This is a genomic window from Pseudomonas sediminis, assembly GCF_039555755.1.
In the GTDB taxonomy this organism is placed as follows: domain Bacteria; phylum Pseudomonadota; class Gammaproteobacteria; order Pseudomonadales; family Pseudomonadaceae; genus Aquipseudomonas; species Aquipseudomonas mendocina_D.
Genome location: NZ_CP154631.1, coordinates 3510847 through 3536416, shown reverse-complemented (window position 1 = coordinate 3536416; position 25570 = coordinate 3510847). Strand labels below are relative to the sequence as shown.

The 25570-nt window shown below is 60.4% G+C and carries 27 protein-coding genes; 6 read left to right on the top strand and 21 right to left on the bottom strand.

The annotated features are described in order from the left end of the window. The first annotated feature begins 92 nt into the window (after positions 1–92). Positions 93–1184, top strand: a complete 1092-nt coding sequence (locus AAEQ75_RS16595) for an IS5 family transposase (RefSeq protein ID WP_343349782.1) — start codon at positions 93–95, stop codon at positions 1182–1184. Positions 1185–1560: 376 nt separating this feature from the next. Here the strand turns inward: AAEQ75_RS16595 and fliT are convergent, their stop codons facing one another. From fliT to AAEQ75_RS16500, 19 genes are all read right to left on the bottom strand, one after another. After that, complete coding sequence (fliT, locus tag AAEQ75_RS16590) at positions 1561–1854, bottom strand: flagellar protein FliT (RefSeq protein ID WP_256833301.1); 294 nt, start codon at positions 1852–1854, stop codon at positions 1561–1563. Positions 1855–1878: 24 nt separating this feature from the next. Then, the gene (gene fliS / locus AAEQ75_RS16585; protein WP_256833299.1) at positions 1879–2259 is read right to left on the bottom strand and encodes a flagellar export chaperone FliS; all 381 of its coding nucleotides are present in this window, start codon (positions 2257–2259) and stop codon (positions 1879–1881) included. Between the two features lie 70 nt (positions 2260–2329). Beyond that, positions 2330–2719 (bottom strand): flagellar export chaperone FliS, encoded by a 390-nt coding sequence (gene fliS, locus AAEQ75_RS16580; protein ID WP_343349780.1) that lies wholly within the window; start codon positions 2717–2719, stop codon positions 2330–2332. A 6-nt stretch (positions 2720–2725) separates the two neighbouring features. Beyond that, positions 2726–4138, bottom strand: coding sequence for a flagellar filament capping protein FliD (gene fliD / locus AAEQ75_RS16575; protein ID WP_343349779.1), 1413 nt, complete (start codon positions 4136–4138; stop codon positions 2726–2728). A gap of 68 nt (positions 4139–4206) precedes the next feature. Next, the gene (locus tag AAEQ75_RS16570; protein ID WP_343349778.1) at positions 4207–4560 is read right to left on the bottom strand and encodes a flagellar protein FlaG; all 354 of its coding nucleotides are present in this window, start codon (positions 4558–4560) and stop codon (positions 4207–4209) included. Between the two features lie 78 nt (positions 4561–4638). After that, positions 4639–5802 carry a flagellin gene (locus tag AAEQ75_RS16565; RefSeq protein ID WP_343349777.1) on the bottom strand — a complete coding sequence of 388 codons (1164 nt, stop codon included), beginning with the start codon at positions 5800–5802 and terminating at the stop codon, positions 4639–4641. Positions 5803–6251: 449 nt separating this feature from the next. Then, positions 6252–7511 carry a flagellar hook-associated protein FlgL gene (gene flgL / locus AAEQ75_RS16560; RefSeq protein WP_343349776.1) on the bottom strand — a complete coding sequence of 420 codons (1260 nt, stop codon included), beginning with the start codon at positions 7509–7511 and terminating at the stop codon, positions 6252–6254. A gap of 68 nt (positions 7512–7579) precedes the next feature. After that, positions 7580–9592: a flagellar hook-associated protein FlgK gene (gene flgK, locus AAEQ75_RS16555; RefSeq protein WP_343349775.1), complete on the bottom strand. Its 2013-nt coding sequence runs from the start codon at positions 9590–9592 to the stop codon at positions 7580–7582. 9 nt (positions 9593–9601) lie between these two features. Continuing rightward, entirely contained in the window at positions 9602–10786 is a 1185-nt protein-coding gene (gene flgJ, locus AAEQ75_RS16550; protein ID WP_343349774.1) for a flagellar assembly peptidoglycan hydrolase FlgJ, read from the bottom strand. A gap of 14 nt (positions 10787–10800) precedes the next feature. Continuing rightward, the gene (locus AAEQ75_RS16545; protein WP_143497980.1) at positions 10801–11880 is read right to left on the bottom strand and encodes a flagellar basal body P-ring protein FlgI; all 1080 of its coding nucleotides are present in this window, start codon (positions 11878–11880) and stop codon (positions 10801–10803) included. Between the two features lie 256 nt (positions 11881–12136). After that, positions 12137–12835, bottom strand: coding sequence for a flagellar basal body L-ring protein FlgH (gene flgH, locus AAEQ75_RS16540; protein ID WP_343349773.1), 699 nt, complete (start codon positions 12833–12835; stop codon positions 12137–12139). A gap of 38 nt (positions 12836–12873) precedes the next feature. After that, complete coding sequence (gene flgG / locus AAEQ75_RS16535; protein ID WP_074681288.1) at positions 12874–13659, bottom strand: flagellar basal-body rod protein FlgG; 786 nt, start codon at positions 13657–13659, stop codon at positions 12874–12876. Positions 13660–13705: 46 nt separating this feature from the next. Then, positions 13706–14446, bottom strand: coding sequence for a flagellar basal body rod protein FlgF (locus AAEQ75_RS16530; RefSeq protein ID WP_206408975.1), 741 nt, complete (start codon positions 14444–14446; stop codon positions 13706–13708). Positions 14447–14655: 209 nt separating this feature from the next. Then, positions 14656–16011, bottom strand: a complete 1356-nt coding sequence (flgE, locus tag AAEQ75_RS16525) for a flagellar hook protein FlgE (protein WP_343349772.1) — start codon at positions 16009–16011, stop codon at positions 14656–14658. A 36-nt stretch (positions 16012–16047) separates the two neighbouring features. Further along, on the bottom strand, positions 16048–16713 hold the full coding sequence (flgD, locus tag AAEQ75_RS16520) for a flagellar hook assembly protein FlgD (protein ID WP_256833278.1): 666 nt from the start codon (positions 16711–16713) through the stop codon (positions 16048–16050). Positions 16714–16734: 21 nt separating this feature from the next. Beyond that, complete coding sequence (gene flgC / locus AAEQ75_RS16515; protein ID WP_017679137.1) at positions 16735–17178, bottom strand: flagellar basal body rod protein FlgC; 444 nt, start codon at positions 17176–17178, stop codon at positions 16735–16737. A gap of 11 nt (positions 17179–17189) precedes the next feature. Then, on the bottom strand, positions 17190–17597 hold the full coding sequence (gene flgB / locus AAEQ75_RS16510; RefSeq protein WP_143507702.1) for a flagellar basal body rod protein FlgB: 408 nt from the start codon (positions 17595–17597) through the stop codon (positions 17190–17192). A 365-nt stretch (positions 17598–17962) separates the two neighbouring features. After that, a complete protein-coding gene (gene cheR, locus AAEQ75_RS16505; RefSeq protein ID WP_106734271.1) occupies positions 17963–18790 on the bottom strand; it encodes a protein-glutamate O-methyltransferase CheR in 828 nt (275 codons plus the stop codon). A gap of 43 nt (positions 18791–18833) precedes the next feature. Further along, positions 18834–19766 carry a chemotaxis protein CheV gene (locus AAEQ75_RS16500; protein WP_343349771.1) on the bottom strand — a complete coding sequence of 311 codons (933 nt, stop codon included), beginning with the start codon at positions 19764–19766 and terminating at the stop codon, positions 18834–18836. A 77-nt stretch (positions 19767–19843) separates the two neighbouring features. Here AAEQ75_RS16500 and flgA point away from each other — a divergent pair, with 77 nt between their 5' ends. The 4 genes from flgA to AAEQ75_RS16480 all read left to right on the top strand — a co-directional run bounded on the left by flgA (position 19844) and on the right by AAEQ75_RS16480 (position 22431). Further along, positions 19844–20602, top strand: a complete 759-nt coding sequence (flgA, locus tag AAEQ75_RS16495; RefSeq protein ID WP_343349770.1) for a flagellar basal body P-ring formation chaperone FlgA — start codon at positions 19844–19846, stop codon at positions 20600–20602. A 135-nt stretch (positions 20603–20737) separates the two neighbouring features. Then, on the top strand, positions 20738–21073 hold the full coding sequence (flgM, locus tag AAEQ75_RS16490) for a flagellar biosynthesis anti-sigma factor FlgM (protein WP_343349769.1): 336 nt from the start codon (positions 20738–20740) through the stop codon (positions 21071–21073). 50 nt (positions 21074–21123) lie between these two features. Then, a complete protein-coding gene (locus AAEQ75_RS16485; RefSeq protein ID WP_179576895.1) occupies positions 21124–21591 on the top strand; it encodes a flagellar export chaperone FlgN in 468 nt (155 codons plus the stop codon). Between the two features lie 90 nt (positions 21592–21681). Further along, complete coding sequence (locus AAEQ75_RS16480; RefSeq protein WP_343349767.1) at positions 21682–22431, top strand: flagellar brake protein; 750 nt, start codon at positions 21682–21684, stop codon at positions 22429–22431. A gap of 12 nt (positions 22432–22443) precedes the next feature. Here AAEQ75_RS16480 and AAEQ75_RS16475 read toward each other — a convergent pair whose 3' ends face one another. Continuing rightward, positions 22444–23757 carry an MFS transporter gene (locus tag AAEQ75_RS16475; protein ID WP_343349766.1) on the bottom strand — a complete coding sequence of 438 codons (1314 nt, stop codon included), beginning with the start codon at positions 23755–23757 and terminating at the stop codon, positions 22444–22446. A gap of 66 nt (positions 23758–23823) precedes the next feature. Further along, positions 23824–24051 (bottom strand): hypothetical protein, encoded by a 228-nt coding sequence (locus AAEQ75_RS16470; RefSeq protein WP_343349765.1) that lies wholly within the window; start codon positions 24049–24051, stop codon positions 23824–23826. A gap of 167 nt (positions 24052–24218) precedes the next feature. Here AAEQ75_RS16470 and sstT point away from each other — a divergent pair, with 167 nt between their 5' ends. After that, complete coding sequence (gene sstT / locus AAEQ75_RS16465; RefSeq protein ID WP_143507696.1) at positions 24219–25442, top strand: serine/threonine transporter SstT; 1224 nt, start codon at positions 24219–24221, stop codon at positions 25440–25442. Positions 25443–25570: the final 128 nt, after the last annotated feature.

The following is a 25570-nucleotide window of genomic DNA, read 5'->3' as shown; positions in this document are numbered from 1 at the left end:
TAGCAGCCTGTTGAAATTCGCCTACGGCCTGTCTGACTTTGCTGTGTAAGGTTTACGATATTGGCTCCAATCTGCCGGGAACCCCGTTTTCCATGCGTGGCGCCGATATCACTCAGGAATCCTTGTTCACTGTCGCCAAGCTCGATGACTTCGTGCCAGCGACTCACCCCCTGCGCGCCATCCGCAAGCTGGCAGACACCGCTCTGCAGCGGATGAGCGCCCTGTTCGACACCTTGTATGCCGACACCGGCCGCGCCTCGATCGCCCCCGAGAAGCTGATGCGGGCGCAGTTGCTGCAGTTGTTCTACTCGCTGCGCAGCGAGCGGATGCTGATGGAACAGCTGGGCTACAACCTGCTGTTCCGCTGGTTCGTCGGCCTGGCCATTGATGACCCGGTGTGGGATCACTCGGTCTTCTCGAAGAATCGTGACCGCCTCAATGCCCAGGCAGTGGCCGCCGGGTTTCTGAGCGAGGTGGTACGCCTGGCGGAGAAGCAGGGGCTGATCTCGGATGAGCACTTCTCGGTCGACGGCACATTGCTGCAAGCCTGGGCCTCTCAGAAGAGTTTCCGTCCCAAGGACGATACGCCAGACGATCAAGGCCCCGGACCACGCAATGCCCCGCCGGACTTCAAGGGGCACAAGCGCAGCAACGACACCCACGCCTCGACCAGCGATCCGGATGCCCGGCTGTACCGAAAGAGCCACAAGACCGGCGCGCAGCTGAGTTACATGGGGCATGTGCTGATGGAACACCGCAGTGGTCTGGTGCGCAGTGCTCATGTGACTCTGGCCTGTGGCCGTGGCGAACGCGAAGCCGCGCTGGCGATGCTGAGCAAGCTGGGTGGTCGCCGTCGACGCACCTTGGCTGCGGACAAGGCTTACGATACGGCAGACTTCGTGGCCGCCTGTCGTGCCCTCGGCGTGACACCCCATGTTGCGCAGAACACCAATGGTCGGCGCAGCGCCATCGATGGCCGTACCACGCGCCACGCCGGCTATGGTCTGAGCCTGAAGATTCGCGCCTGGATCGAAACCCACTTCGGCTGGCTCAAGGCGGCGGCCGGGCTGCGCCAGGTGAAGCAACGCGGACTTGAGCGTGTCGACGCGCTGTTCCAGCTGGCCATGGCGGCAAGCAACCTGGTGCGTCTGCCGAAGTTGCTGGCTACAGGCTCAATGGCATGAGCGCGTTGACGGGGAAGGTGCGCCTGGAGCACGCCAAATCGGGCTATTTCCATCGATTGGCGCCCTAAACGGGAAGTAAACGAGCGCGACCGCTGCTGCCAGAAGCAGTGGACGTAATCATCGCGGCGAATTTCAACAGGCTGTTAGGGAAATTGCACGCCAGTTCTTCGGCGCACACCGGCAACTTGCCACTAGTAAAGTCAAAAAATTGAAGCCAGTCAATTTTATGGCGTAACTTTTCACCCAAATATGGAATTCACTCAGACGCTGCTTGTAATGACGAAAAAAGAGGGCCGGAGGAAGAAGGCAGGAAAACGAACAGACGGAGCGACGGCCGAGCCAATCCTGGCGGATAAACCCGGTCGATATGGGCGGACTAGCCGAAAAGCTGATACACCTTGGCACCCTGACGAGACTGGTTTAACTGTACCAACTCACCAGCAACTCGTTGCTGCTCGGTTTGACAAACGCTAACCAGCTCTCGATACAACGACAACAGATTTTCCAAACCACTGCGCAGTTCTTCTTCGTCAGGGCTATCTACCATGGCAGCGTCGACTACCATACGGCATTGCAGATCCAGCTCGCCAATCGCGGCCCAGTCCTGCTTGGCAAGGGCATCACGTAAGGCAGAACCGGTTTCCTGCAGGCGCTGAACGGTGGCATTCATAATTTCCCCTCCAAAACCATGCTCTTACTGAGCAATGGCATCCCAACCGGATTTAACCTCGCGAAGCAGCGCGGCGACCTCTTCGAGCAGTGCAGGCTCATTGTTGCGATTGGCCTGCAGCAGCCGACTCGTCATATATTCGTACAGACCATCCAGATTCGCCGCCAGCTCGCCGCCCTGGCGGTGATCAAGGGCCTCGCGCAGACCGCCGACGATGGCGATGCTCTTACTGATCAACTCGCCTTTCAGTTCGGTCTGTCCGCGCTCCATGGCGCCACGCGCTTGAGCTATTCGGGTCAACCCACCTTCCATCAACATCTGAATAAGACGGTGAGGGCTGGCCTCAAAAGCCTGCACCTGGGTATTGACGGTCTGATACTGCTGGAGGGCCGCCATTGCGTTCATTATCGCTCTCGCTCTGCTGTTTGGCTGATACTCAAGATATCGGCTCTGACAAGCAAAGCTTTAGGCGAAATTAACGTGCCGCTGCGGGCTCTACCTCAGGACCTATAGCGTCCCAGGCTTCCTTGATCTGACCCAGCAATGCCAGCACCTCATCCAGACTGCGCGGCGTGTCGTCCAACGCAACGCCAGCCAAACGACGAGTCATGTAGTCGTAGAGCGCATCCAGATTCTCGGCAATCTCACCGCCGAGCTCCTTATCCAAGCCAGCCTGTAGCGCTGCAATAATGGAGATTGTACTGCCGACGGCAAGGCCTCGAATCTCCGGATTGCCCTCCAGCTGGGCATGGCGGGCCAGGGACAGGCGCTCCAGCGCGCCCTGCAGCAGGAGCTGGACGATGCGGTAGGGGCTGACGTCCTGCGCGGTATTGACCGTCTTGTAGGTGTCGATCGGGTTGCTCATGGCTTATCAGCTGTCCTTCTTCACCAGGCCGGGCAGGCTTGCCAGCGATTGCGCCAGCCGTTCGCTGGTCTGGTTCAACTGGCCGACCAGCATATCCATCGCATTGAACTGCGCGTACAGGCGAGCCTGGATCTTGTCGATGCGCAGGTTCAGATTTTCCTTCTGCTTGTCGATATTGCTGATGGTGCTCTGCAGCCCGTTCATGCGCTGCTCGAGCACTCCACCCGTCTTGATGAAACCGTCGATGCTTTTATCCAGACGGGTCATCAGACCGGTTTCACCGGCAAAGAACGCCCCGACGCCCTCGAAATTACCTTCGACGGCGGCCTTGAGCTTGTCGGCATCGACCTTCAATGTGCCGTCTTTCTCGGTGGTAATGCCCAGGTCGGCCAACACGCGCAGGTCACCCTGGCCATTCACCGGATTGACCAGTTGGTTGCGCACCGCGCTCAGCACGTTACGCACCGTGGCATCGCCAACCAGACCGCCAACGACCGGCTCCTTGCCGTCGCCGACGGAAACCACGCTGGTGAGTTGATTACTGGTCTTGATCAGCTTGTTGTAGGCTTCGACAAACTTGTTTACCGCCTCGGTGACCTCGCTGTCGTTCTGGCCGACGCTCACCGTCAACGACTTGCCTGCCTCGGTCTTGGCCAGCAGCTCCAGGGTCACTTCCGGAATGGCGCCGGTCACGCTGTTGCTCGGGCTGGTCAGAGCCAGGCCGTCGATGCTGAATTTCGCGTCCGCCGCCTGGGTGATATAACCGGCGCTGGCAGGATCGGTGGAGTTCAGGGCCTGGGTGCCGTCCACCTTGAGCGCGTCGAGATTGCCGCTGCCGGTGACGATCACATCCTCGCCGGCACCGGTCTTGCTGGAGCTGTACACCAGACGCGACTCGCCAGTGCCCGGATTGCTGACGATGTTGACGCTGATGCCCTTGTCCTTCAGCGCCGCATTGAGCTGGCCTCGGGTGCTGGCCAGGTCGGAGCCGGCGGCGATTCTGACCTCGGTGCCGGTATCATCGACGCCGAGCTTGACCAGGAAGGTCTCTTCGCCGGCGCCACTGCTGAAGTCACTACCCACGGCGGCACTGGCCACCTTGCTGGCGGTCGCCAGGCGCTCCACCTCGACCCGGTAGGTTCCGGGCAGTGCGTCCTTGGTGGCGGCAACGGTCAGCAAGGCCGTATCCGAGGACGAGGCCGTGCGTTTCTCGAACAACGAGAAGTCGTTCAGGGCCTTGAGCGCCGTCTGGAACTCGCTGAGCGCGCCCTTGAGCTGGCCCAGGGCGGAGAACTTGGTGGTCGTGCTCTTCTCCAGACGCGCCAGCTGCGCCTCCTTCGGAGCCTTCTCCGCATTGACCATCGCCTTGACGATGCTGTCGATGTCGATTCCGGAACCAATACCGGTTATACCCACCATGTTGAACACCTCGTCGGTACGTTGACGCTTACAGCTTGAAAACCCATAACAATCAAGAATCGAGCCAGCTACGCCTCGGCCTTGAACAGCAGGCTGCGAACCTCATCGAGACTCTCGGCCAGGCGCAGCGCTTCCTCCGAAGGTATCTGGCGGATGACCTCGCCGGAAACGCCATCGGTCACCTTGACCACCACCCTGCCGGTGGAGTCATCCAGGGAGAAGTTCAGGTTGCGCTGAATACTCTGGGCGAAGGCCTGAATACTGGAAACTGCACTCTCCACCGGCAGGGACGGAGCCTGCGACTGAGCGGCCGGCGCCACTCCCTCGCCCAAGCCCACGGCATTCGGCTGGCGCAGCGCATCGTTTCTGCTACGAGAAGCCCCGGCAGACACCGGGAACCCCTTGATTGAATCGATATCCATGAGCTCACCTCACATGGCAAAACGGGGAGTAGCGCCTGGCACTACCCCCCCGAGACTCGAGCCGACTGGCTAGCGAGCTTAACGCAGCAGGCTGAGGACTGCCTGCGGCAGCTGGTTGGCCTGGGCCAGGATCGCGGTACCGGCCTGTTGCAGCACCTGGTTCTTGCTCAGGTTGGCGGTTTCGGCGGCGAAGTCGGTGTCCTGGATACGGCCACGAGCGGCGGAGACGTTTTCGCCGATGTTCTGCAGGTTGGCGATGGTGTTATCGAAGCGGTTCTGCACCGCACCGAGGTCGGCGCGCTGGGAGTCGATACTTACAATTGCCTGATCAATCAGCAAAATAGCCTTCTGCGCATCACTCGCGGTGCTGACATTAACATCCGCGATATTGGTCGCGGTAGTCGAAACAGTGGAAGTCGTCTCACCGGTCATGGCTCCTGCACCAGTAATGTCTGTGATCTCCTGATTGGACACCAAATTAATCGCGGCCTCGTCACCGGCGGAGTTCACGTCCACATATGCACCGACCCCTATGTTTGCGTCGTTAATTTGCGAAGCGACATCAGCAATAGTGCTGCCTGCGGCGATATCTACTTCTTTGACAGAACCATCGGCAAAGGTGAAGGAATAGGTAGTAGCAGTTGCCTCCAGCTCATAGTTATTGATAGTTTCCGGAGGCGTAGCAGCCGGATCGAGAGTAATGGCATCGCCAGCGACTTCATGCACTTCCCCCGTGAGGGCGGTAGTGCTCATCTCACCGATTTTCACGCTAATCGCTTCGTTTGCCGCAGAACCTACCTGGAAGCTGGTGGTACCGAAGGTGCCGTCCAACAGCTTGCGCCCACCGAAAGTGGTGGTGTTGCTGATACGATCCAGCTCCTTCTTCAATTGGTTCACCTCAGCATTCAGCGCAGTGCGCTCGGAGTCGCTGTTGGAACCGTTGGCCGACTGCAGGGAGAGGTCGCGCATACGCTGCAGGATATTGGTGGACTGCTGCAGGGCACCTTCGGCGGTCTGCGCCAGGGAGATACCGTCGTTGGCATTCTTGACCGCTACGCCCAGGCCGTTGATCTGGCTGGTCAGGCGGTTGGAAATCTGCAGGCCGGCGGCGTCGTCCTTGGCGGAGTTGATGCGCGAACCGGTGGACAGACGCTGCAGGGAAGTATCCAGTGCACGGGAAGAGGTGTTCAGGTTGCGCTGGGTGTTCAGGGACGCAATGTTGGTATTGACGGTAAGGGCCATGATATTGCCTCCAAAGGCGGGTACTTAGTGTTACCGGGTATTGCGAGCGCTTGGGCGGTCGCCTTGCTCAGGCACCCAGTTACTTCGCATTCGTCTCTTGTATCGGCGCCCCCGGTGATGGCTTTAGGCTTTTTTCAGATTTTTCGTGGATTTTTTTTTGTGTTTTAAAACAGCTGGTTATGGTGACCTCCGGATCGATGCAGAGGGTTCGCCAAAGGACTGTCGGGTTTTCGGTGATTTGCGGTGAGTTGAAGGTTGCTGCGGCGTAGCCCGGATGCAATCCGGGGAGGCCTCCTGCACGCTCCCCCGGATTGCATCCGGGCTACAGGGCTGTAGGAGCCGCGCCTCGCGGCGAATGCACCCGGACCCGGGCAGACGGCGCAGAAAGCAAAAGCTTCGCCCCGGGGCGGGGCTCCTACATACGGCCCCGGACGCCAGGCGATGGTTCGTTAGCGCAGTTGGTTGAACAGGTTGAGCCCGGCGATCTTCACGTAGCTCTGCTGGGCGGCTTCGAGAATGATCGACTGGAAGGACAAACGCGACAGCGCCTCGGCGTAGTCCAGCTCGCGCAGCTCGGCCTGCACCGCCTTGTTGACCAGGGTGACGTCCTCGTTGTCGGTCAGCGAGGTTTCCACCACGTTGAGCCGCGCGCCGATCTGCCCGCGCACCTGGTCCAGGGCCACCATGTTGTTGTCCAGGTTGGTGAGGCCCAGCGCCACCGCATCGCGTACCTGGCGGCTGCCGTCGCCGGTGTTGGGCGCGTCCTCCAGCACCTGGCGCAAACTGGCGATGGTATTGAGGATGCCGACTTTGTTGGCAGGCGCGGTGGCCGGGTCGCTGTCCGGCGGCTGTACGGTGAAGGTCGAGCCGGCGGGCGGCACGCCGTTGATATAAAAGGCCGCGCCGCCATAGTGCAGCAGGCTGTCCTTGCCCTGTTCCAGCAGACCGCTGACCGGCGTGCCATCCACGCCGTTTCCATCCACCGGGGTCAGGGTATAGGCCAGCGGGTCGGCCGGGTCGTTGAACTCCAGGCGAATGCCGCCGGCGGGAAAGTTGGCGAAGGCCACCTCATCCTCCACCAGCGCGCCGCTGACGACGGGTGCGGCCGGCGCCGGCGGGTTGCCGCCGATGCTCAGACGCCCAGCATTGCGGCCGCTGTCGAAGATCGCCCGGCCGCTGTCGCTGATCGGCAGCTCCAAGGAGCTGGCGATCTGCAGTTTGCGCTGGCCATCATCGCCCTGGTACAGGTAGCTGCCATCGGCCGTGCGCAGATAGGGCTGGGTCTTGCCCTGGAAGCCGGCGAACAGGTATTCGCCACGGGCGTTGCGGGTATTCATCAGCGCCAGCAGTTCGTCCTCGCGCTGGCCCAGTTCGGCGGCGATGGACTGGCGGTCGGCCTGACTGAGCGCGCCATTGCCCGCCTGCACCGCCAGCTCGCGCACGCGCTGGAGAATGGTATTGGCCGAGTTGAGGGTGACTTCTTCCTGGGTCAGGCTGTTCTTCGCCGCCGTCAGGTTGGCCTGGTACTGGCCCAGCACGCCTTGCTGCTGCTCCAGCTGCAACAGGCGCACCGAAGCCACCGGGTCGTCCGCCGGGGTGAGGATGCGGTTGCCGGTGCTGATCTGCTCCTGGGTGCGGATGGCGTTGGCGTAGTTGCGCTGCAGGCCGGAAACCCCGTTGTTGAATGCCTGGATGGTGGAGATGCGCATGCTTGAGCCTCTTGATGCGACCGTCGAGCATTGATGGATTCGTAGGGTGCGCCGTGCGCACCTACGGTTTATCTAAATGAACTGATCAGGGTATCGAACAAACTGCGGGCAACTTGAATGATCTGCGCCGAGGCGTTGTAGTACTGCTCGAACTTGATCAGGTTGGCCGCTTCTTCGTCCAGGTTGACCCCCGATAGCGAATCGCGGTTGTCGCTGGCCTGCTTGAGAATCGCCGTGGTCGCCTCGCCATCCAGCCGCGCCTGAGCGGTCAGAGTGCCAACCCGTTCGACCAGATCGCCGTAGCCATCGGAGAAGCCCACACCGGTACTTCCTGGCGCGGCGGGGTCGACGCCGATGGTCGCCTTAGATTGCAGATCGGCCAGTTTCAGCGCGTTGCGGTTGTCGGATACGCCATTGGCATTGAAGGCAACGGCGAAGGTGTCGCCCTGCTGCGGCCGGCCGCTGAGGGTCAGGCGCAGGGTGCTGCCATCGGCCAGCTGCAGTTCGTAGCTGTTGGTCTGCCCGGACTGGAAGGTGGCCGGTACGGCCGGTGTACCATCGGCGTTGATACGTGTCAGGGTGGCGCCAGCCGGCACGGTGAAATCACCGGCGGCCTCGTCGTAGGTCAGGGTTACCGGCAGAGCGCCGGTTAGGCTGCCCAGATTCAGCACGGACTGCAGGTCGGGCTGGCTAATGGCGCCGGTGCCGCGGTTTTGCAGGTTGGCCTCGGCCCGCACTGGCGCGGCGAAGGCCAACTGATCAGGTTGATCAAGCACGGCAGCGATATCGCTGGCGCCACGCCGGGTCGGCTGGAGCAAGAAGATGTCGCCCGCTGTCGGCACCGGCGTGCCCAGTTCGACCGTGAAGCCCTGGTCGCGGCCATTGCTGTCGCTAAAGCTAAGCGTGCCGGGCGGGCTTTCGCTCACGCTCATCATCGCGTTATCGCTGAGGCGGCGCGCCGTGTAGTTGGTGCCGTCGAACTCCAGGCGGTAGTCGCTGGCGGTCAGCAGGCTGGTGTCGCCTATGTTGAGCAAGGGCTGGGCATTGCTGCTGTTGCTACTGAAAACGCGTACACGCAGTGCCGCCAACGCCGGATCGTTGAAGTCGCCGAACAGCGCGCTCCCCACCTGCCCCTTGAGGTCGAGGCCCTGGCCAAGCTGACTGTTGACCTGATCGCTGACGGCCAGGGCCAGACGACCGAGGCTGTTGAAGGTGGAGTCCAGTACCTCCTGGCGATAGCGGATCAAGCCGCCCAGCTCGCCGCCACTGAGCTGGGTGGTAATGGTCTGGCGCGAGTTGCCGCTGACGAACTGCACCTCGAAGCGCGTGGGATCGCCCTGCCCCGGCCCGACCTCCAGGCGGCTGGCGGTAGCGCCCACCACCAGCGGCTGGCCGCTGCCGATAAACAGGTTGTAGCTGCTGTCGTCCTGCGGCACCACGGTGACGCCGACGTAGGTGGACAGCTGGCGCACCGCCTCGTCGCGGGCATCGAGCAGGTCGTTGGGCTGCTGGCCGTTGGCCGCCGCGACGGCGATGGCGTTGTTCAGGCTGGCGACGCTGGTAGCCAGGCGGTTGACCTGATCGCTGACCGCCACCATCTGCTTGTTGAGAAAGTTGTTCTGCTCATTGAGCCGTTCGTAAACGGTATTGAAGCGCCGCGAGAGGCCCTCGGCCTCGGACAGCACCAGTTGCCGCGCCGGGATATTGGCCGGATCTTCCGCCGCGGTCTGCAACGCGGCGAAGAAGGATTGCAGCGAGGGGGTGATGCCGGTGGTGGAGCCGGCCAGCAAGGAGTCGAGCTGATCGATTTGGCTCTTGTAGGCCGCCACGTCGCTGGCCAGCGCCGTGCTGGAGCGCAACTGGCTGGTAAGAAACTCGCTGTAGCTGCGGCGGATGTCGGTTAGCGTGGTGCCCGAGCCGATATAGCCGGCGCCGCTGAACTGCGGAATGCGCGTGGCCTGCACCGCATCCTGGCGGGTATAGCCCGGTGTATTGATATTGCTGATGTTATGACCGGTGACGCTGAGCTGGGTCTTGCTCGCCGACAGCCCGGACAGGCCAATACTGAGTAGGTCAGCCATGGTTCAGCCTCAAGTCCTTGTGGTGGCGCTATCGGCAGCGGCGATTGCTTGATAGGTCTGCATCTTGCGAGCGATCTGCGAGATCTTGCGCGCATAGTTCGGATCGGTGGCGTAGCCAGCCTGCTGCAGTTCCTTGACGAAACGCTCCGGATTCTCGGTGACGTTCAGCGCCTTCTCGTAGCGACCGTTGTTCTGCAAAAAGCTGACGTAATCGTCGAAGCTCTGTGCGTAGGAGTCATAGGCACGGAAGCTGGCCGCCTCCTTCACCGCCTTGCCACCCTTGTATTCGGTGGTCAGCACGCGGGCCGACTCGCCCTCCCAGCTGCCATGGGACTTGATGCCGAACAGGTTGTGGCTGCTCTCGCCATCGCGGGTGCGGATGATCGACTTGCCCCAACCGGTTTCCAACGCGGCCTGGGCCACCAGGTAACGCGGATCGACACCGATCTTCTCGGCAGCGGCTTCCGCCATCGGCAGCATGGTGGCGACGAATTCCTGCGGTGAGCTGAATGCAGCTTTGCCCGGCGCCAGCGGCGGTTGAGCAATACGACGGCCCGTCAATGCATCGCTATTGCCAAGGCTCAGGCCGCGATCCTTGGGCGCGGCGCTGGCCTGCGCCGGAATCCAATCACTACCGGCCAGGGTCTTGCCCTCGCCCTCTGCAGCCGATGGCACGATACCGGCCAACAGGCGGTCCGCCAGTTTGCCCGGCACGGAGAGGCGACGGCGATTGAGCAGCGCCACGTCATCACGGAAGCCTTCGCTAGTGGCGACCTTATCGGCTTTGGCTTCGCTCGACGTAGCAACCGGTTGCTCGATTTGCGCGAAGGGATTGGGACGGCTCGACGGCTGCTTGATCTTCGACATCTGTCGCACCAGCACGTCAGCCAGGCCGATACCACGCCCTTCCTTGGAGAGCGTCACGGCCAACTGCTGGTCGTGCATGTCCTGGTAGGTCTTGCTCTCGTTGCTGTTCATAAAGTTGCCCTCGCCGAACGCGGCATTGGCCGAACGCATGGCCTTGAGCATTTCGTTCATGAACAGGGATTCGAACTCCTGCGCGACCTTGCGGATGTTCTGCTCGGTATCGCCGCCTACCTTGAACTGGTTGAGGCGATTCAGATCGGTGAACGCACCGCTGTCGACCGGGCTTTTGCCGTTGCCGAGCAAACCGGCTGAGAGTCGAGAATCCATAGCGGCAATCCTCCTCAGATCACGATCAGGTCGGCCTGAAGGGCGCCGGCTTGCTTGAGCGCCTCCAGGATGGCCATCAGGTCGGAAGGCGCTGCGCCTACCTGGTTAACGGCACGGACAATCTCGTCCAGGCTGGTACCGGGGCCGAATTTGAACATCGGTTTGGCTTCCTCCTCGGCACCCACACGCGAGCGCGGTACCACCGCAGTCTGCCCGCCGGAAAACGCTTCAGGCTGGCTGACGATGGGGTCTTCGGTGATGGTCACGGTCAGGCTGCCGTGGGTGACGGCGGCCGGCTGAACCTTGACGTCCTGGCCGATGACGATGGTGCCGGTACGCGAATTGATGATGACCTTGGCTACTGCCTTGCCGGCCTCAACCTGCAGGTTCTCGAGGATCGACAGATAGTCGACGCGCTGATTCGGGTCGAGCGGCGCGCTGACGCGAATCGAACCGCCATCGATGGCCTGGGCAACGCCAGGGCCGAGCAGGTCGTTGATCTGGTCGACGATGTTCTTCGCCGTGGTGAAATCGGGGCGATTGAGGTTCAGGGTCAGGTAGTTACCCTGATCGAAACCGCTCGGCACCGGACGCTCCACAGTGGCACCACCGGGAATGCGCCCGGCAGACGGCACGTTGACGGTGATACGCGAGCCATCGGCGCCACTGGCATCGAAGCCGCCGACCACCAGGTTGCCCTGGGCAATGGCGTAGACGTTGCCATCGATGCCCTTGAGCGGCGTCATCAACAGGCTACCGCCGCGCAGGCTCTTGGCGTTACCGATAGACGAGATAGTGATATCGATGGTCTGCCCCGGTTTGGCGAACGCCGGCAGGTCGGCATGCACCGACACCGCAGCGACGTTCTTCAACTGTACGTTGCCACCTGGCGGCACCTTGATGCCGAACTGCGCCAGCATGTTATTGAAGGTCTGTACGGTGAAAGGCGTCTGGGTGGTCTGGTCACCACTGCCATTGAGGCCGACCACCAGGCCGTAACCGATCAACTGGTTGCTACGCACGCCCTGGATCGACGCCAGATCCTTCAGGCGCTCAGCCTGGGTCGGCAGGCTCAACAGCATGCAGGCAAGCATGGTCGCCAGCAGCAGCCAGTCATTGGCGCCGCGGTGACGATAGCCACGATGAGCGACGGCGAACTGCCGGCGGCATGCGCCAGCCTGTGCCGACTCACTGCCATGAACTCGCGCCCCTCGCTTGGTAGCCGAGGTCACAGCGAAGGCCTTGCGCGCCGAACCGCTGGTCGTCACTCGCGCGTACCAGTTGGACAGGTGCTCGAGTAACAGGGACGGAGAGTGAGTCAGCCAGGTTTTCATCTACAGTTCCCCGCGATCAGAACGGCCACAGCGGGCTCATGAAGAAACGACTCATCCAGCCGGGCTGGCTGGCGTCGGCGAAGGCGCCCGTACCGGAATAGGTGATGCGCGCATCGGCAACCCGCGTGGAAGACACGGTGTTGTCAGTGGAGATGTCGTCGGCACGCACCAGCCCGGAAATACGCATCAGCTCATCGCCGGTATTGAGGGTCATCCACTTCTCGCCACGCACGGCCAGAATGCCGTTGGGCAATACTTCAGCGACGGTCACGGTGACCGAGCCGGACAGGCTGTTGCTCTGTCCTGCCTGACCAGAGCCGCTAGCCTCACGCTCGCCATTGAACTGGGCGCCGAGGTTCATGTTGCCGCCTGTCAGCGGGTTGGTAACCGAGGGGGTGGAGCCGAACAAAGAGGTCACGCCCAAGTTGGCACTGCTGTCTTTCTGAAGATTGCTGTTGGCGTTCTTGCTGGCCTGGGTGCGCTCGTTCAGCGTGATAGTGATGATGTCACCCACGCGAAATGCCTTGCGATCGTCATACAGGCCATTTTCGAAACCCGCCTGATAGATCGAGCCGTTGTTCTGTGCAGCCGGAAGTGGCGTACGCGGCAATACCGGCGCGTAATAGGGATCGTCCGGCTTGGCTGTTGGCGCCACGCAGCCGCTACTGAGCAGCACGCCAGCCAACAGGGGTAAACAGAGAATTTGCCGGTTCATAACCACTACCTCGCGGCGTTCAAAACAGTGTCAAAAAATCAGAGGTTCTGCGTCACGAACGACAGCATCTGATCAGCGGTGGAAATCACCTTGGAGTTCATCTCGTAAGCACGTTGGGTGGTGATCATGTTCACCAACTCCTCCACCACGCTGACGTTGGAGTTTTCCAGGGTGTTCTGCAGCGTGGTGCCAAGGCCATTGAGGCCCGGATTGCCCACCTGCGGCGCGCCACTGGAACCGGTCTCCAGGAACAGGTTGTTACCGATGGCTTCCAGACCTGCTGGGTTGACGAAGTCAGCCAACTGCAGATTGCCGATGATCTGCGGCTGCGGGTTGCCAGCCGTGGTCACCGAGACCGTGCCGTCTTCACCGACAGTGAAGGTGCGCACTTCGTTGGGCAGCACGATTGCAGGCTCCAGGGCAAAGCCCTGAGAGGTGACGATCTGCCCATCGGAGTTGAGGTGAAAGCTGCCATCACGGGTGTAGGAAACGGTGCCATCGGGCTGCAGAATCTGGAAGAAACCACGGCCATTGACCGCCATGTCCAGCGGTTGCTCGGTTGTTTGCAGGCTACCGGCGGTGAAGATCTTCTGCGTACCCACCACGCGCACACCAGTGCCGAGCTGCAAACCCGAAGGTAGCTCGCTGTCCTGGCTGGACTGGCCACCTGGCTGACGACGGATCTGATAGAGCAGGTCTTCGAACTCAGCGCGATCACGCTTGAAACCGGTGGTCGCCACGTTGGCCAGGTTGTTGGAAATGGTGGTCAGGTTCATGTCCTGAGCGGACAAACCGGTCTTGCTGACCCACAGTGCCGGAAGCATATAGATTCTCCTCGGGCGCCGGTTTTACGGCGCCGCGTGCTGGTAATTAGCTAATTTGCAAAACCCGCGCCATGGCCGACGAGTTGTCCTCGGCGGTGCGCATCATCTTCACCGACAGCTCGAACTGACGGGACAGAGAGAGGATCGCGGTCATCTCTTCAACGGCGTTGACGTTGCTCGCCTCGAGGAAACCCGACGTCACCTGAACGGTCGCATCGGCCTCTACCTCGGGCTGCCCCTTCACACGGATCAGGCCATCGGTGCCCTTCTCCATGCTTTTCGGATCAGGGTTGACCAGCTTGATGCGATCGACTTCAGCCAATACGTTGGGGTTTTCACCAAGCGCACGAATGCTGATGGTGCCGTCCTGGCCGATCTCCACCTTCTGCTCCGGCGGTACGGCAATCGGCCCGGCATTGCCCATGACCGGCAAACCGTTGCCGGTACGCAGCACGCCCAAGGCATCGATATTCAGACTGGCCGTACGAACGTAGGCCTCGCTGCCATCGGGTGCCTGCACGGCGATCCAGCCCTTGCCGCCAATGGCCACATCCATGTCGCGTCCGGTTTCCTGCAGCGAACCCGCGCGAAAATCCGTGGCCGGGCGTTCGCTCATGGCGAATACGCGAGCGGGATAGGTTTCACCGAACAGCGGCATGGAACGCGCCTGCTCGAAATCGCGACGGAAACCCGAGGTAGAAACGTTCGCCAGGTTGTTGGCGTGGGCGCGCAGAGCCAGCGTATTGTTCTGCGCTCCTGTCATGGAGACGTACAGCATCTTGTCCATGGTGATTCTCCGAGTGGGCGACGTGCCCTTGGCTCTTTGCATTGACTACAGCAAGCGCCGTGCCAGACTCGAAAAATAAATACAAGATACTGATTTAAAAGGAATTTATAAGACTTACATGGACGCTATAGAAGCGCGGCGGCGAGGTTTTGCCGGCCCTGGAACGGCAAAGCGGCAAGCCAGGCTTGCCGCTTTGCCCTCTCCCATCATCAACGCAGGTTGATGATCGTCTGGGTGATGGCGCTTTCGGTTTCGATGGTCTTGGCGTTGGCCTGGTAGTTGCGCTGAGCCACGATCAGGTTCACCAATTGATCGGAAAGCTCAACGTTGGAGTCCTCCAGGGCGCCGGACTGAATCGCCCCCAGGGTGCCGGAACGCGGCGGGTTACGCACCGGCTCGCCGGACTCGAAGGACTGCACCCACTGAGTCTTGCCCACCGGCGTCAGGCCCTGCACGTTGGCGAAGTTGGCCAGAATCACTCGCCCCTGCACCTTGGACTGGCCGTTGGTGTAACGGGCGAAAATCATCCCGGTATCGTCGATCTCGACGCCAGCCAACTGGCCGGTGGTGTAGCCGTCCTGGCTGACGCTGTTGACCGCGAAGGAACTGGCGAACTGAGTGGCACCACGCATATCCAGCACCATCCCATCGGCACTGGCAGTGGCACCATTACGCACAAAGGCGCCCGAACCGGCCGGTTGCTCGATAACAGGCACCCAATGCGCCGGGTCGAACGCAACAACTCCGGCCGCTGTACCAACAGCAGTGGGGTTTGACACCGGAACGCCACCAACAATCGTATCGACAGGAACCACTGAAGTCAGATTACCGGCCGCATCGAAATCCACGTCATAAGCGAAAGGGGTGTTTTCATATGCAGCCCCGTCCACATCGAAATTCGGCCGCTTACCGTCAACCAGAACATACATCGTCCAGTCGTTAGAGGCATCCTTGGCAAAGTACTGCGTCAACACATGGGAATTGCCCTGCGTGTCATAAATATTGGTTGAGGTGGACGAGTTATAGGTTGTTGGGTCAGCTGGATTGAAGGGTGTAGTAGTCGGAACCGTGTTGGTGGAATTCAGATTGAGATTCTGAGCAATCTGTGTTGTCGCCCTGGGCTCCTGATTAGCAGTCTGGATTCTTAGATTGCCTATCGTATCCTGCAAATTGCCATTGGCACCGAGCGTATAACCCTGCAGGTTGTAGCCGAAATTATCGACCAAGAAACCGTTGCTGTCGGTACCAAAGTAGCCGGCGCGGGTATAGCTCAGGGCGCCGTTGTTGCTGACCTGGAAGAAGCCGTTGCCGTTAATCGCCAGATCCAGGGCGTTCTGCGTGTAGTTGATGTTGCCCTGATTGAACTGCTGCGAGATGTCGCCGAGCAGCACGCCGCTGCCCTGCGGGTTGGAGCCGGAACCCAGCACCGAGGCGGCATAGACATCGGCGAATTCGGCGCGCGACTGCTTGAAGCCGGCAGTGCCGGCGTTGGCGATGTTATTACCGGTGACATTCAGATCCTTGGTCGCGGCGCGCAGGCCGCTGAGACCGATATTGAACGACATGGAGGACTCCTTTGCCGGAACTGCCGGCGGCAATAGTTATTGGCCGATGACCTGCACTTGGGAAATCGGGACGCTGCCGAGGCCGGCGAGGTTGAGCATCAGCTCGCTGCCGCCCAGGGTGACGCTGTCGACGTTGGCCGGCAGCAGCGTGTACAGGCCCTTGGTCTCGTCGCCGTAGGTGGCCTGCGCCTCGAACCTGTAGGTGCCGGGCGGCATCAGATTGCCGCTGGCGTCCTTGCCGTCCCAGATGAAGCTGACGCTGCCGGCGGCCTGCTCGCCCAGGTTGACGCGCGTGACCACCGAGCCGGCGCTGTCGTAGACGTTGACGTAGACGTTGCTGCTGCTGGTCGGCAGCACCAGGCTGGCCTTGAAGCTCTCGCTGGTATCGACCACTGCCTTATCAGTCGGCACTATCACCTTGCGCCCGACCAGCGACGAGGCCTGCAGCGCCTGCGACGACTGGTAGCCGGAGAGCAGTGACTCCATGCTGGTGTTGAGCTTCTCGATGCCCTCGACCTGGCTGAACTGCGCCAGCTGGGCGATGAACTCGCCGTTGCCTTGCGGCTCCAGCGGGTTCTGGTTGTTCAACTGGGCCACCAGCAGGTTGAGGAACTCGTTCTTGCCGAGCTCCTTGTTCTGCGTGGTGTCCTGCTTGATCTGGTACTGATCCAGTACCGAACTGGTGCCGCTGACTGTGCTCATGCCTGACTCCCTTTCGCTGACTTACTGACCCAGGGTCAGCACGCGCTGCAGCATCTGTTTGGCGGTATTCATCATTTCGACGTTGGTCTGGAAGGCGCGACTGGCGGAAATCATGTCGGCCATTTCCTCGACTACGTTGACGTTCGGGTAGTAGACATAACCGTCGGCATTGGCCATCGGATGATCCGGCTCGTAACGCGGCATCAGGCTGCTCTGGTCCTCGATCACGCCGAGCACCTGGACACCACGACCGGCCTCATCCTGCTCGGCGAACAGCGAGCCGCGGTCGCCGCCTTGAGCATTCTGAAATACGGTGGCGAACACCGGATGGCGAGCGCGATAGGTCTGATCCAGGCTCGAGGAGACGGTTTCGGCGTTGGCGATGTTGCTGGAAATGGTGTTCAGGCGAGTGCTCTGGGCGCTCATGCCGGTTCCGGCGATGTTGAAAACACTGGCAAGGGACATGGTCGCGCTCCTTATTCGCCGCGCAGGGCTGTGGTCAGCCCTTTGAATTTGCTATTGAGAAAGGTGAAGCTGGCCTGGAACTGCACCGCGTTTTCGGCGTAGTTCGATTGCTCGATCTGCAGGTCGACACTGTTCTGATCCAGCGACGCGTGGAACGGCGTGCGGTACGGCAATTCAGCTTCCCCGCTGCTGATGCCCTCGGCCGGAATGTGGCGGCTATCGGTGCGGTTCAGGGAAACGCCACCGCGCTGCATGCGATTGCTTTGCTCAGCCAGGACACTGGCGAAGTCCAGATCACGAGCCTTGTAATTCGGCGTATCGGCGTTGGCGATGTTGTTGGCCAGCACCTCAGCGCGCTGGGCGCGAAAGCCAAGGGCCTGTTCGTGGATGCCGAGTGCCTTGCCGAAGTTGATGCTCATGTTCCGAACCTTTGCCGCTTGGGCCATGTGGTCTCTGTTGCGAGACATTCAGCAAAGGCTGTGCCAACTTATTTAATCTAATAAAATCAATAACTTAACTTATGACTAACAGGAAGATAGCGGCAAAGCGGCAAGGCTTTACCGCTTATTGGCAAGCAGGCGGCAAAGCCAACCGGACGGATTGCCGCCCACCGAACCCTAGAGTGCGCCATGCGCACCGGCTCTTCAGCCCCGCCAGGTCGCTGGTGCGCACAGCACACCCTACCCAACCGGTCACGTGCAGCCGAACCGTCATCTCCAGCTCTGGAAACGCAAACGGGAGGCCAAAGGCCTCCCGCGTTGCTGATACCAAACATGCCTTGCGCTTATTTGGCCTTGTAGATGATCCCCGGACTGCACTGCACCATCTGGTACTTCTCCGGCAGGCCATTGAGCGCCTCGGAGGCGCCGAGGAATAGATAACCACCCGGCTTCAGCGTGGCATGGATACGCGTCAGGATGTCCTTCTTCACTTCTGCCGAGAAGTAGATCAGTACGTTGCGGCAAAAAACGATGTCGAACTTGCCCAATGCCGCGTAGCTATCCAGCAAATTCAGCGGGCGGAACTCAACACGGCTCTTGATCGGCGCCTTGACCTGCCAACGCCCCGGCCCTTTGGGGTCGAAGTAGCGCTGCAGACGCTCCTGCGACAGGCCACGGCCCATGGCCAGGCTGTCGTACTCGCCGGATTTGCAATTGGTCAGCATCGACGGCGAAAGATCGGTGGCGACGATCTGCACTCCGGCCTTGAGCTGACCGAGGTTGGTGCGCTCGAACTCATCGATGGACATCGACAGCGAGTAAGGCTCCTGGCCGGACGAGCAAGCCGCCGACCAGATACGCAGACGCTGGCCCGGGTAAGCCTTGATCAGCTCTGGCAGCACGCGGTTCTTGAGCACCTCGAAGGGATAGGTGTCACGAAACCACAGAGTCTCGTTGGTGGTCATGGCATCTACGACCTGCTCGCGCAGGCCTCCGCGCGGCTGGCTTTGCATACGCTGCACCAGTTCGCCCAGGGTCTTGATGCCGTTCTGTTCCATCAGCTTGTTCAGACGGCTGGAGACCAGGTACTGCTTGTTGCTGCCAAGCAGAATACCGCAGGCCTTTTCCAGGAAGGTCCGGAACTGCTCGAAATCCAAATTACCTGAAGACACTAGTGCCGCCTCTGCAACCATAACGTTCGCCGAAGGTCACCCTTCAGCCCCCATCCGATACACGAATGCGATCGACCACGCGCGCCGCCAGATCATCTGGCTTGAACTTGGCGAGGAAGTCGTCAGCGCCGACCTTCTTCACCATCGCCTGGTTGAACACACCGGAAAGCGAAGTATGCAGGAGGATATGCAGCTTCTGCATGCGCGGATCGCTACGAATCTCCGTAGTCAGCGTATATCCGTCCATCTCCGGCATCTCGATGTCGGAAATGAGCATCAACAGCTCCTTGTCGGGATTGTGGCCCTCGTCCGCCATTTTCTTGAGGTAATTGAGCGCCTCACGACCATCGTTCAACGCGGTAACCTCAACGCCGACTGTCTGCAGGCAGCGCGAAACCTGTTTGCGCGCCACCGAAGAGTCATCGACGATCAACACATGCTTGGTCACCGCCTGACTCTGCACCTCATCATCGATGACGCCAGCGGATATCACTTCCGAGGTCGGCGCAACTTCGGCAAGAATCTTCTCAACATCGATGATCTCGACCAACTGCTGGTCGAGCCGCGTGACTGCTGTCAGGTAGTGATCGCGTCCAGTGCCCTTGGGTGGCGGATGGATCTCCTCCCAGTTCATGTTGACGATACGCTCGACCGAGCGCACCAGAAAACCCTGAACCTTGGTGTTGTACTCGGTGATGATCACAAAGCTGGTTTTCAGATCTTCCAGCGCGGTACGTCCGGTAGCGATGGAAAGATCAAGAATCGGGATGGTGCCCCCGCGAATGTTGGCCACCCCCCGCACCACCGGACTGGATTTGGGCATGATGGTGAGATTCGGGCATTGCAGCACCTCTTTCACCTTGAATACGTTGATACCGTAAAGCTGTGGGCCTTCCAGGCGAAACAACAACAACTCCAAGCGGTTCTGCCCCACCAGCTGCGTGCGCTGGTTAACCGAATCCATCAACCCGGCCATGCCCGGACTCCTTCTTGTCTAGTAACGCCTACCCCATTGAGCCTAGCAGGCGGCACGGGGCTTGCTTTGCATTGCCTATGAAGCAAATAACGTCATCATTCCGTCAGCTACTGGCAAAGTGCCTTGCGCCCTTGCCCTTTTTACTCGCTTTGCCGATCCTCGGCTACAGCGCTACAGCGGCGGCGACCTTCACCAGCACTGAACAACTTATCGGCGCCACGGAGGCCTTTCTTGAGCAGGCGACCACTGAATATCTACAGCGTAGCGAAATTCAGGGTCGTCATGAGATTCGCGTCAATCGCCTCGACCCGCGCTTACGCCTGCCGCTGTGTGATCAGCCGCTGACCACCACGCTGGAGAGCCCAGCTCAGCCGCTGGGCCGTGTCACTACGCGCGTGCGCTGTGACGGCAGCGCTCCGTGGACAGTATTCGTACCCGCTGAAGTGCGCTTGTATCGCCCCATTGTCGTACTGACTCGCCCCCTCAAGCGCATGAGCGTAGTCAAAGCTACGGATTTGAGCCTGGTTGAACGCGATGTCGGTCAATTGGGTCAGAACTTTCTCACCGACCTGAATCAGGCGATCGGCAAGAAATTGACGCGCCAGCTCGGCAGTGACCAGATTCTTTTGTCTACCCACCTGCAAGTAGCCGAAGTCATTCGTCGAGGCGATCAGGTGGTGATCAGCGCTCGTGGCTCCACGGTCAACGTACGCATGCCCGGCGAAGCCCTGACCGACGGGGCCCCGGGCGAGCAGATCAACGTGCGTAACCTACGCTCGCAGCGAGTGGTTCGCGCTCGTGTAGTCGGGCCAGGGCAGGTAGAAGTATCCATGTAGGCATGTTTCTTGTAGCGCAAAGGTCTGGCGATTCCCTACACTGTTTAACGACGCGATGAAATTAATCCTAAAGTTTTCCTGGCAGCAGCCGAGAAGCATGGCAAGCGTCCACCATATCGTCCGAGGTTCTGCATCATGGTCATCGACTTCAACCGGCTGAACAATGCCAATACGCCCGCCAATGCGGGACGTACCGGCGCGACTCAGGCTGGCAATCGCAATGAGTCGGCACAGCCGAACAAAGCGCCTGTCACCGGTACTGATGAACAGACCAACACCAAGAGCGGTGAATCGGTACAACTGAGCCGTGAGGCAAAGCAGTTGCAAACAATCGGCGAGAAGCTGCGTGATCAGCCCATCGTCAACAAGGAGCGTGTGGCCCAGCTGAAACAGGCCATCGCTGATGGCAGCTATCAGGTCGACAGCAAACGCGTCGCCCAGAAACTGCTCGACTTCGAATCCCAGCGCTAGTCTCAGGGCTGCGCTGGGGGTGTTGGACGCCCGACCCCCAAGAGCCCGCCATGAACGACACAGCCTTGCTTGACCTCTTCACCAACGATATCGGCACCGCCGAGCAATTGCTTGAGCTGATCGATAGCGAATTCCAGGCCCTCACCGAACGCGACCTGCCGCGCCTCGACAGCCTGCTCAGTGAAAAACAACCTCTGCTTGCCCTGCTTCAACAGCACGGCAACGAGCGCAGCCGTCTGCTGCAAAACGCCGGTCTGAGTGCAGATCGCGAAGGGCTCACTGCGCTGGCGAGCAAGTCCTCCGTAGGTGATCAGTTGCTGGTACGCAGTGAGGAGCTGTCCGCTCTCCTGCAGCGCTGCCAGGAGGCCAATCTACGCAATGGGCGTTTGATTCGCGCCAACCAGGCCTCGGTCGGCAGCGTCCTTGGTATTCTGCGCGGCGCAGAGACACCCGGCCTCTATGACAGCCGTGGTAGTGCCGCTAGAATCGCGCAGCAAAGACCGCTCAGCCAGGCCTGAGCCATCCCCCAACAAAAAGCACAGGGACATGCAGGCACTCTGCCAGTATGCTAGTGCCGTTATAGCTCATGAACCGGAGAGTTCCGTCCTGTGTCCAGCGCGTTCAACGACGAGAGCGGTCCTCAGCCGCCCAAGGTGCTCAAGACATCCGTCGAGATCATTGCCATCCTGCGTCAACTGCAACAGAACCATGACCCCCTGATCATTCAGTTCAAGGGGCGCGACCTGCGCTTCCAAAGCTACCTGGTTGAAATCGATAAAGACCGTGCTCGCGTGGCACTGGACGAAATCATCCCCAACGATGGTGAGCGTTTTCTCAAGCAGGGTGAAACCTTCAACATAGAAGCGTTTCGCGAAGGAGTACGCGTCGCCTGGACCTGTGATCATGACGTGCAGCTCGGCGAGCTCGAGGGAGCCCCCTGCTACTGGGCGCCGCTACCCAGTGAGGTAATCTATCACCAGCGCCGCAGCGCCTTTCGCGCACAATTGAAACAAAGCGATCTGGTCAAGGTTGTACTCAATGGTGACAAACTGCGCGAGTTGCTGCCAGGCCATCTGCTGGACATCTCGGCCACCGGCTGCAAACTGCGTTTCGCCGGTAATCTCAGCCAGCAATTAAGCAATGGCCAGGTGCACGAGGGACTCACAGCTTACCTGCCCTTCGGCAACCTGACCTGCGCAGTGGAAATACGCCATGTGCAATACGAGGACAAGGTCGACATGACCTTCGTCGGCACGCGCTTTCATCGTATGAACGGTCTGGAGCAACGCCAGGTCGAGCGCTTCGTCTACCAACTGCAGCGCGAGGCACGTCGCACCGAGAGCGACGCCCCTCTCTGAATTTGGCAGCCCTTACTGGGCTGCCTGCGTTTTCTGCTGTTCCTCTTGCGCCGCCGCTGCAACAGCTGGTTCCTGCATCTGTTCCTGCACGGCTTGCTCGTCGACCCTCGGGTCTAGCGCTGCAACCAGTGGTGAACTGGTAACATTACCGGGCATGGCCATATGCTGCAGTGGCGCATCATCGACCTGATGCTGATGGGTGACGACCTCTGGGCGAATACGCCAGACCAGGATCAGCGCACAGACACTGACAAACACATAGAGCATGTTGGCGCCATAAAAACGCATCAATACACCCGCCAATAATGGACCGATGCAGGCACCAACACCGAATGTCACCAACAGCATGGCCGTCAGTGATACCCGCCGCTCCGGCTCGACATGGTCATTGGCCAGGGCCACGGCCAGTGGGTAGAGGCTGAATTGCATCATGCTGACCAAAAAACCGACACCGAACAGCAGGCCGAGAAATACCTGTGGCAGTGCCGCCAACGGCAAGGCAGCCAGCAGCAGCAAGACCGAACAGCCACGAATCAGGCGCACGCGGTCATGTCGATCGGAAAGCCAGCCCAGCGGCCACTGCACCAGGAGACCCGCCAGGATGCAGCTGCCCATGAACAGCCCCACCTGCTCGGTCGATAGCCCCATCCGAGTGGCGTACAAAGGCGCCAGGCCATAAAAAGAACCGATCAACAGGCCAGCCACGGCGATAGCGGTCAGCGACAGCGGCACGCGACTGAGGAAGAAGCGCAGCTCCAGCGGTGCCGGATGCAAGGGCGCCGGGTGTAAACGCCGGGTCAGCGCTACGGGCACCAGGCACAAGGCGAAGCACAGGGCGACCAACATGAGCAATTCCAGACCCAGCGTCGGATGCACCACCAGCGCCAGCTGCCCAAGAATCAGGCCCAGGTAGGAAGCCCCCATGTACCCGCTGAACACCAGGCCACGCTGCCCGGCTTCAGCCTGCTCGTTGAGCCAGCTCTCGATCACCATGTACTGACACATCATGCCCAGGCCCACCAGCATGCGCAGGAACAGCCAGAATGGCAGCCACTCGATCAGCCCATGGCCCAGCACAGCCGCCGTGACCACGCCGGCACAGGCCACGTAAGCACGGATATGCCCCACCCGACCGATCAGTCGATGCCCCAGCTTGCCGCCGAGCACAAGGCCAAAGTAATTGGCCGCCATCAGCGCACCTACCCAGAGACCATCCACGGTGTCAGCCAGACGCAGGGCCAGGTAGGTACTGAGCAGGCCAGAGCCGAGCAACATCAGCAAGGTGGCGAAATAGAGCGAGCGGAATGACTTCCAGATCAAGCGCATTGACGGGTAAAGCTCCTTGTACGGTAACCAGCATGGCGGCGGGCCTGCGCGGCTAGGACGACGCCCCTAGGGCGTGCGGGCGATGTAACTTTCGATGCCCTGGAAAACGAACAGTTCGATTGCCAACTCATCACGATTCAGACGCTCGCTTGCGCCGCACATGGTACAGCGTAGCCTCAATTCTTCCTGTTCTTCGAGCGACCACGGGTCACACCCTGCCAGCCGCAGGTTTGCTGATCCGCCCCGGCAACTACCTGGCAGAGCCGGCAGACAAGCCTTGTAGAGATGCGACATGGGCTTGCGCCCTGTCGTCCAGATGCCCGTCCAGCGCACGAACCCCGATCCGGCTGTGCTAGAGTCGCGCGCTATTTTTTCGACCTGCTCTCCATGGCACTACCGAAAAACCTCTCGAACCAGGCCCGACGCCACTTGCAACGCGCCCAGCAACCAGAGAACTCGCGATGTCCCAAGCCCTTCACCCTGCCCTGCAGCTACTCAACCGCACCAGCCTGGTGACACAGATCATCATCGGCCTGCTGGCAGGTATCGCCCTGGCCGTAATCGCTCCACAGGCGGCACTGTCCGTCGCGTTCATCGGCAACGTATTCATCTCTGCGCTAAAGGCCGTCGCTCCGGTACTGGTGTTCATTCTGGTGATGTCATCCATCGCCAACCACCAACACGGCCAGCAAACCCACATCCGCCCGATCCTGCTGATGTACCTGCTCGGCACCTTCAGCGCAGCGTTGGTCGCGGTAGTGGCCTGCTTCCTCTTCCCTTCCTCGCTGGTACTGAGTAGCCAGGCCGCCGAGCTGACGCCCCCTGGCGGCATCGGCGAAGTCCTCAAGACGCTGTTGATGAACGTGGTCGACAACCCGGTCAACGCGCTGCTGCGTGGCAATTTCATCGGTATCCTGGCCTGGGCTATCGGCCTCGGCTTCGCCTTCCGCCATGCCAGCGCCGGTAGCAAACAACTGCTGGGCGAACTGTCCAACGGTGTGACTGCCATCGTCAAGCTGGTGATCCGCCTGGCGCCGCTGGGGATCTTCGGCCTGGTCGCCGCCACCCTCGCCGAATCCGGTTTCGACGCACTGCTCGGCTACCTGCACCTGCTGGTAGTTCTGGTCGGCTGCATGTTGCTGGTGGCCCTGCTGATCAACCCGGCATTGGTGTACTGGAAGATTCGTCGCAATCCCTACCCGCTGGTGCTGACCTGCCTGCGTGGCAGTGCGATCACCGCTTTCTTCACCCGCAGTTCGGCCGCCAACATCCCGGTCAACCTGCAATTGTGCAAGGACCTGAATCTGCACGAAGAAACCTACTCCGTCTCCATCCCGCTCGGTGCCACCATCAACATGGCCGGTGCGGCGATTACCATCACCGTCCTGACCCTGGCTGCGGTGCATACACTGGGTATCCCCGTCGATCTGCCGACCGCCCTGCTGCTCAGTGTACTGGCCGCGATCAGCGCCTGCGGCGCCTCCGGTGTGGCAGGTGGCTCGCTGCTGTTGATTCCGCTGGCCTGCAGCCTGTTCGGCATCCCGAACGAAGTGGCTATGCAGATCGTCGCCATCGGCTTCATCATCGGCATCGTTCAGGACTCGGCGGAAACCGCACTGAACTCCTCCACGGACGTGCTGTTCACGGCGGCGGCCTGCATGGCACAAGAGCGTAAGGACAGCTGAGACCCGGCGCGTTAATAGCAAGGCCCACCTCGCGTGGGCCTTTTTTGTGACTGAAATACCCAGATATGCAAATGATAATTTGTATTATTAGCGTTTGATTGCTAGATTGCCCCGGTCGCTTCTGCCGA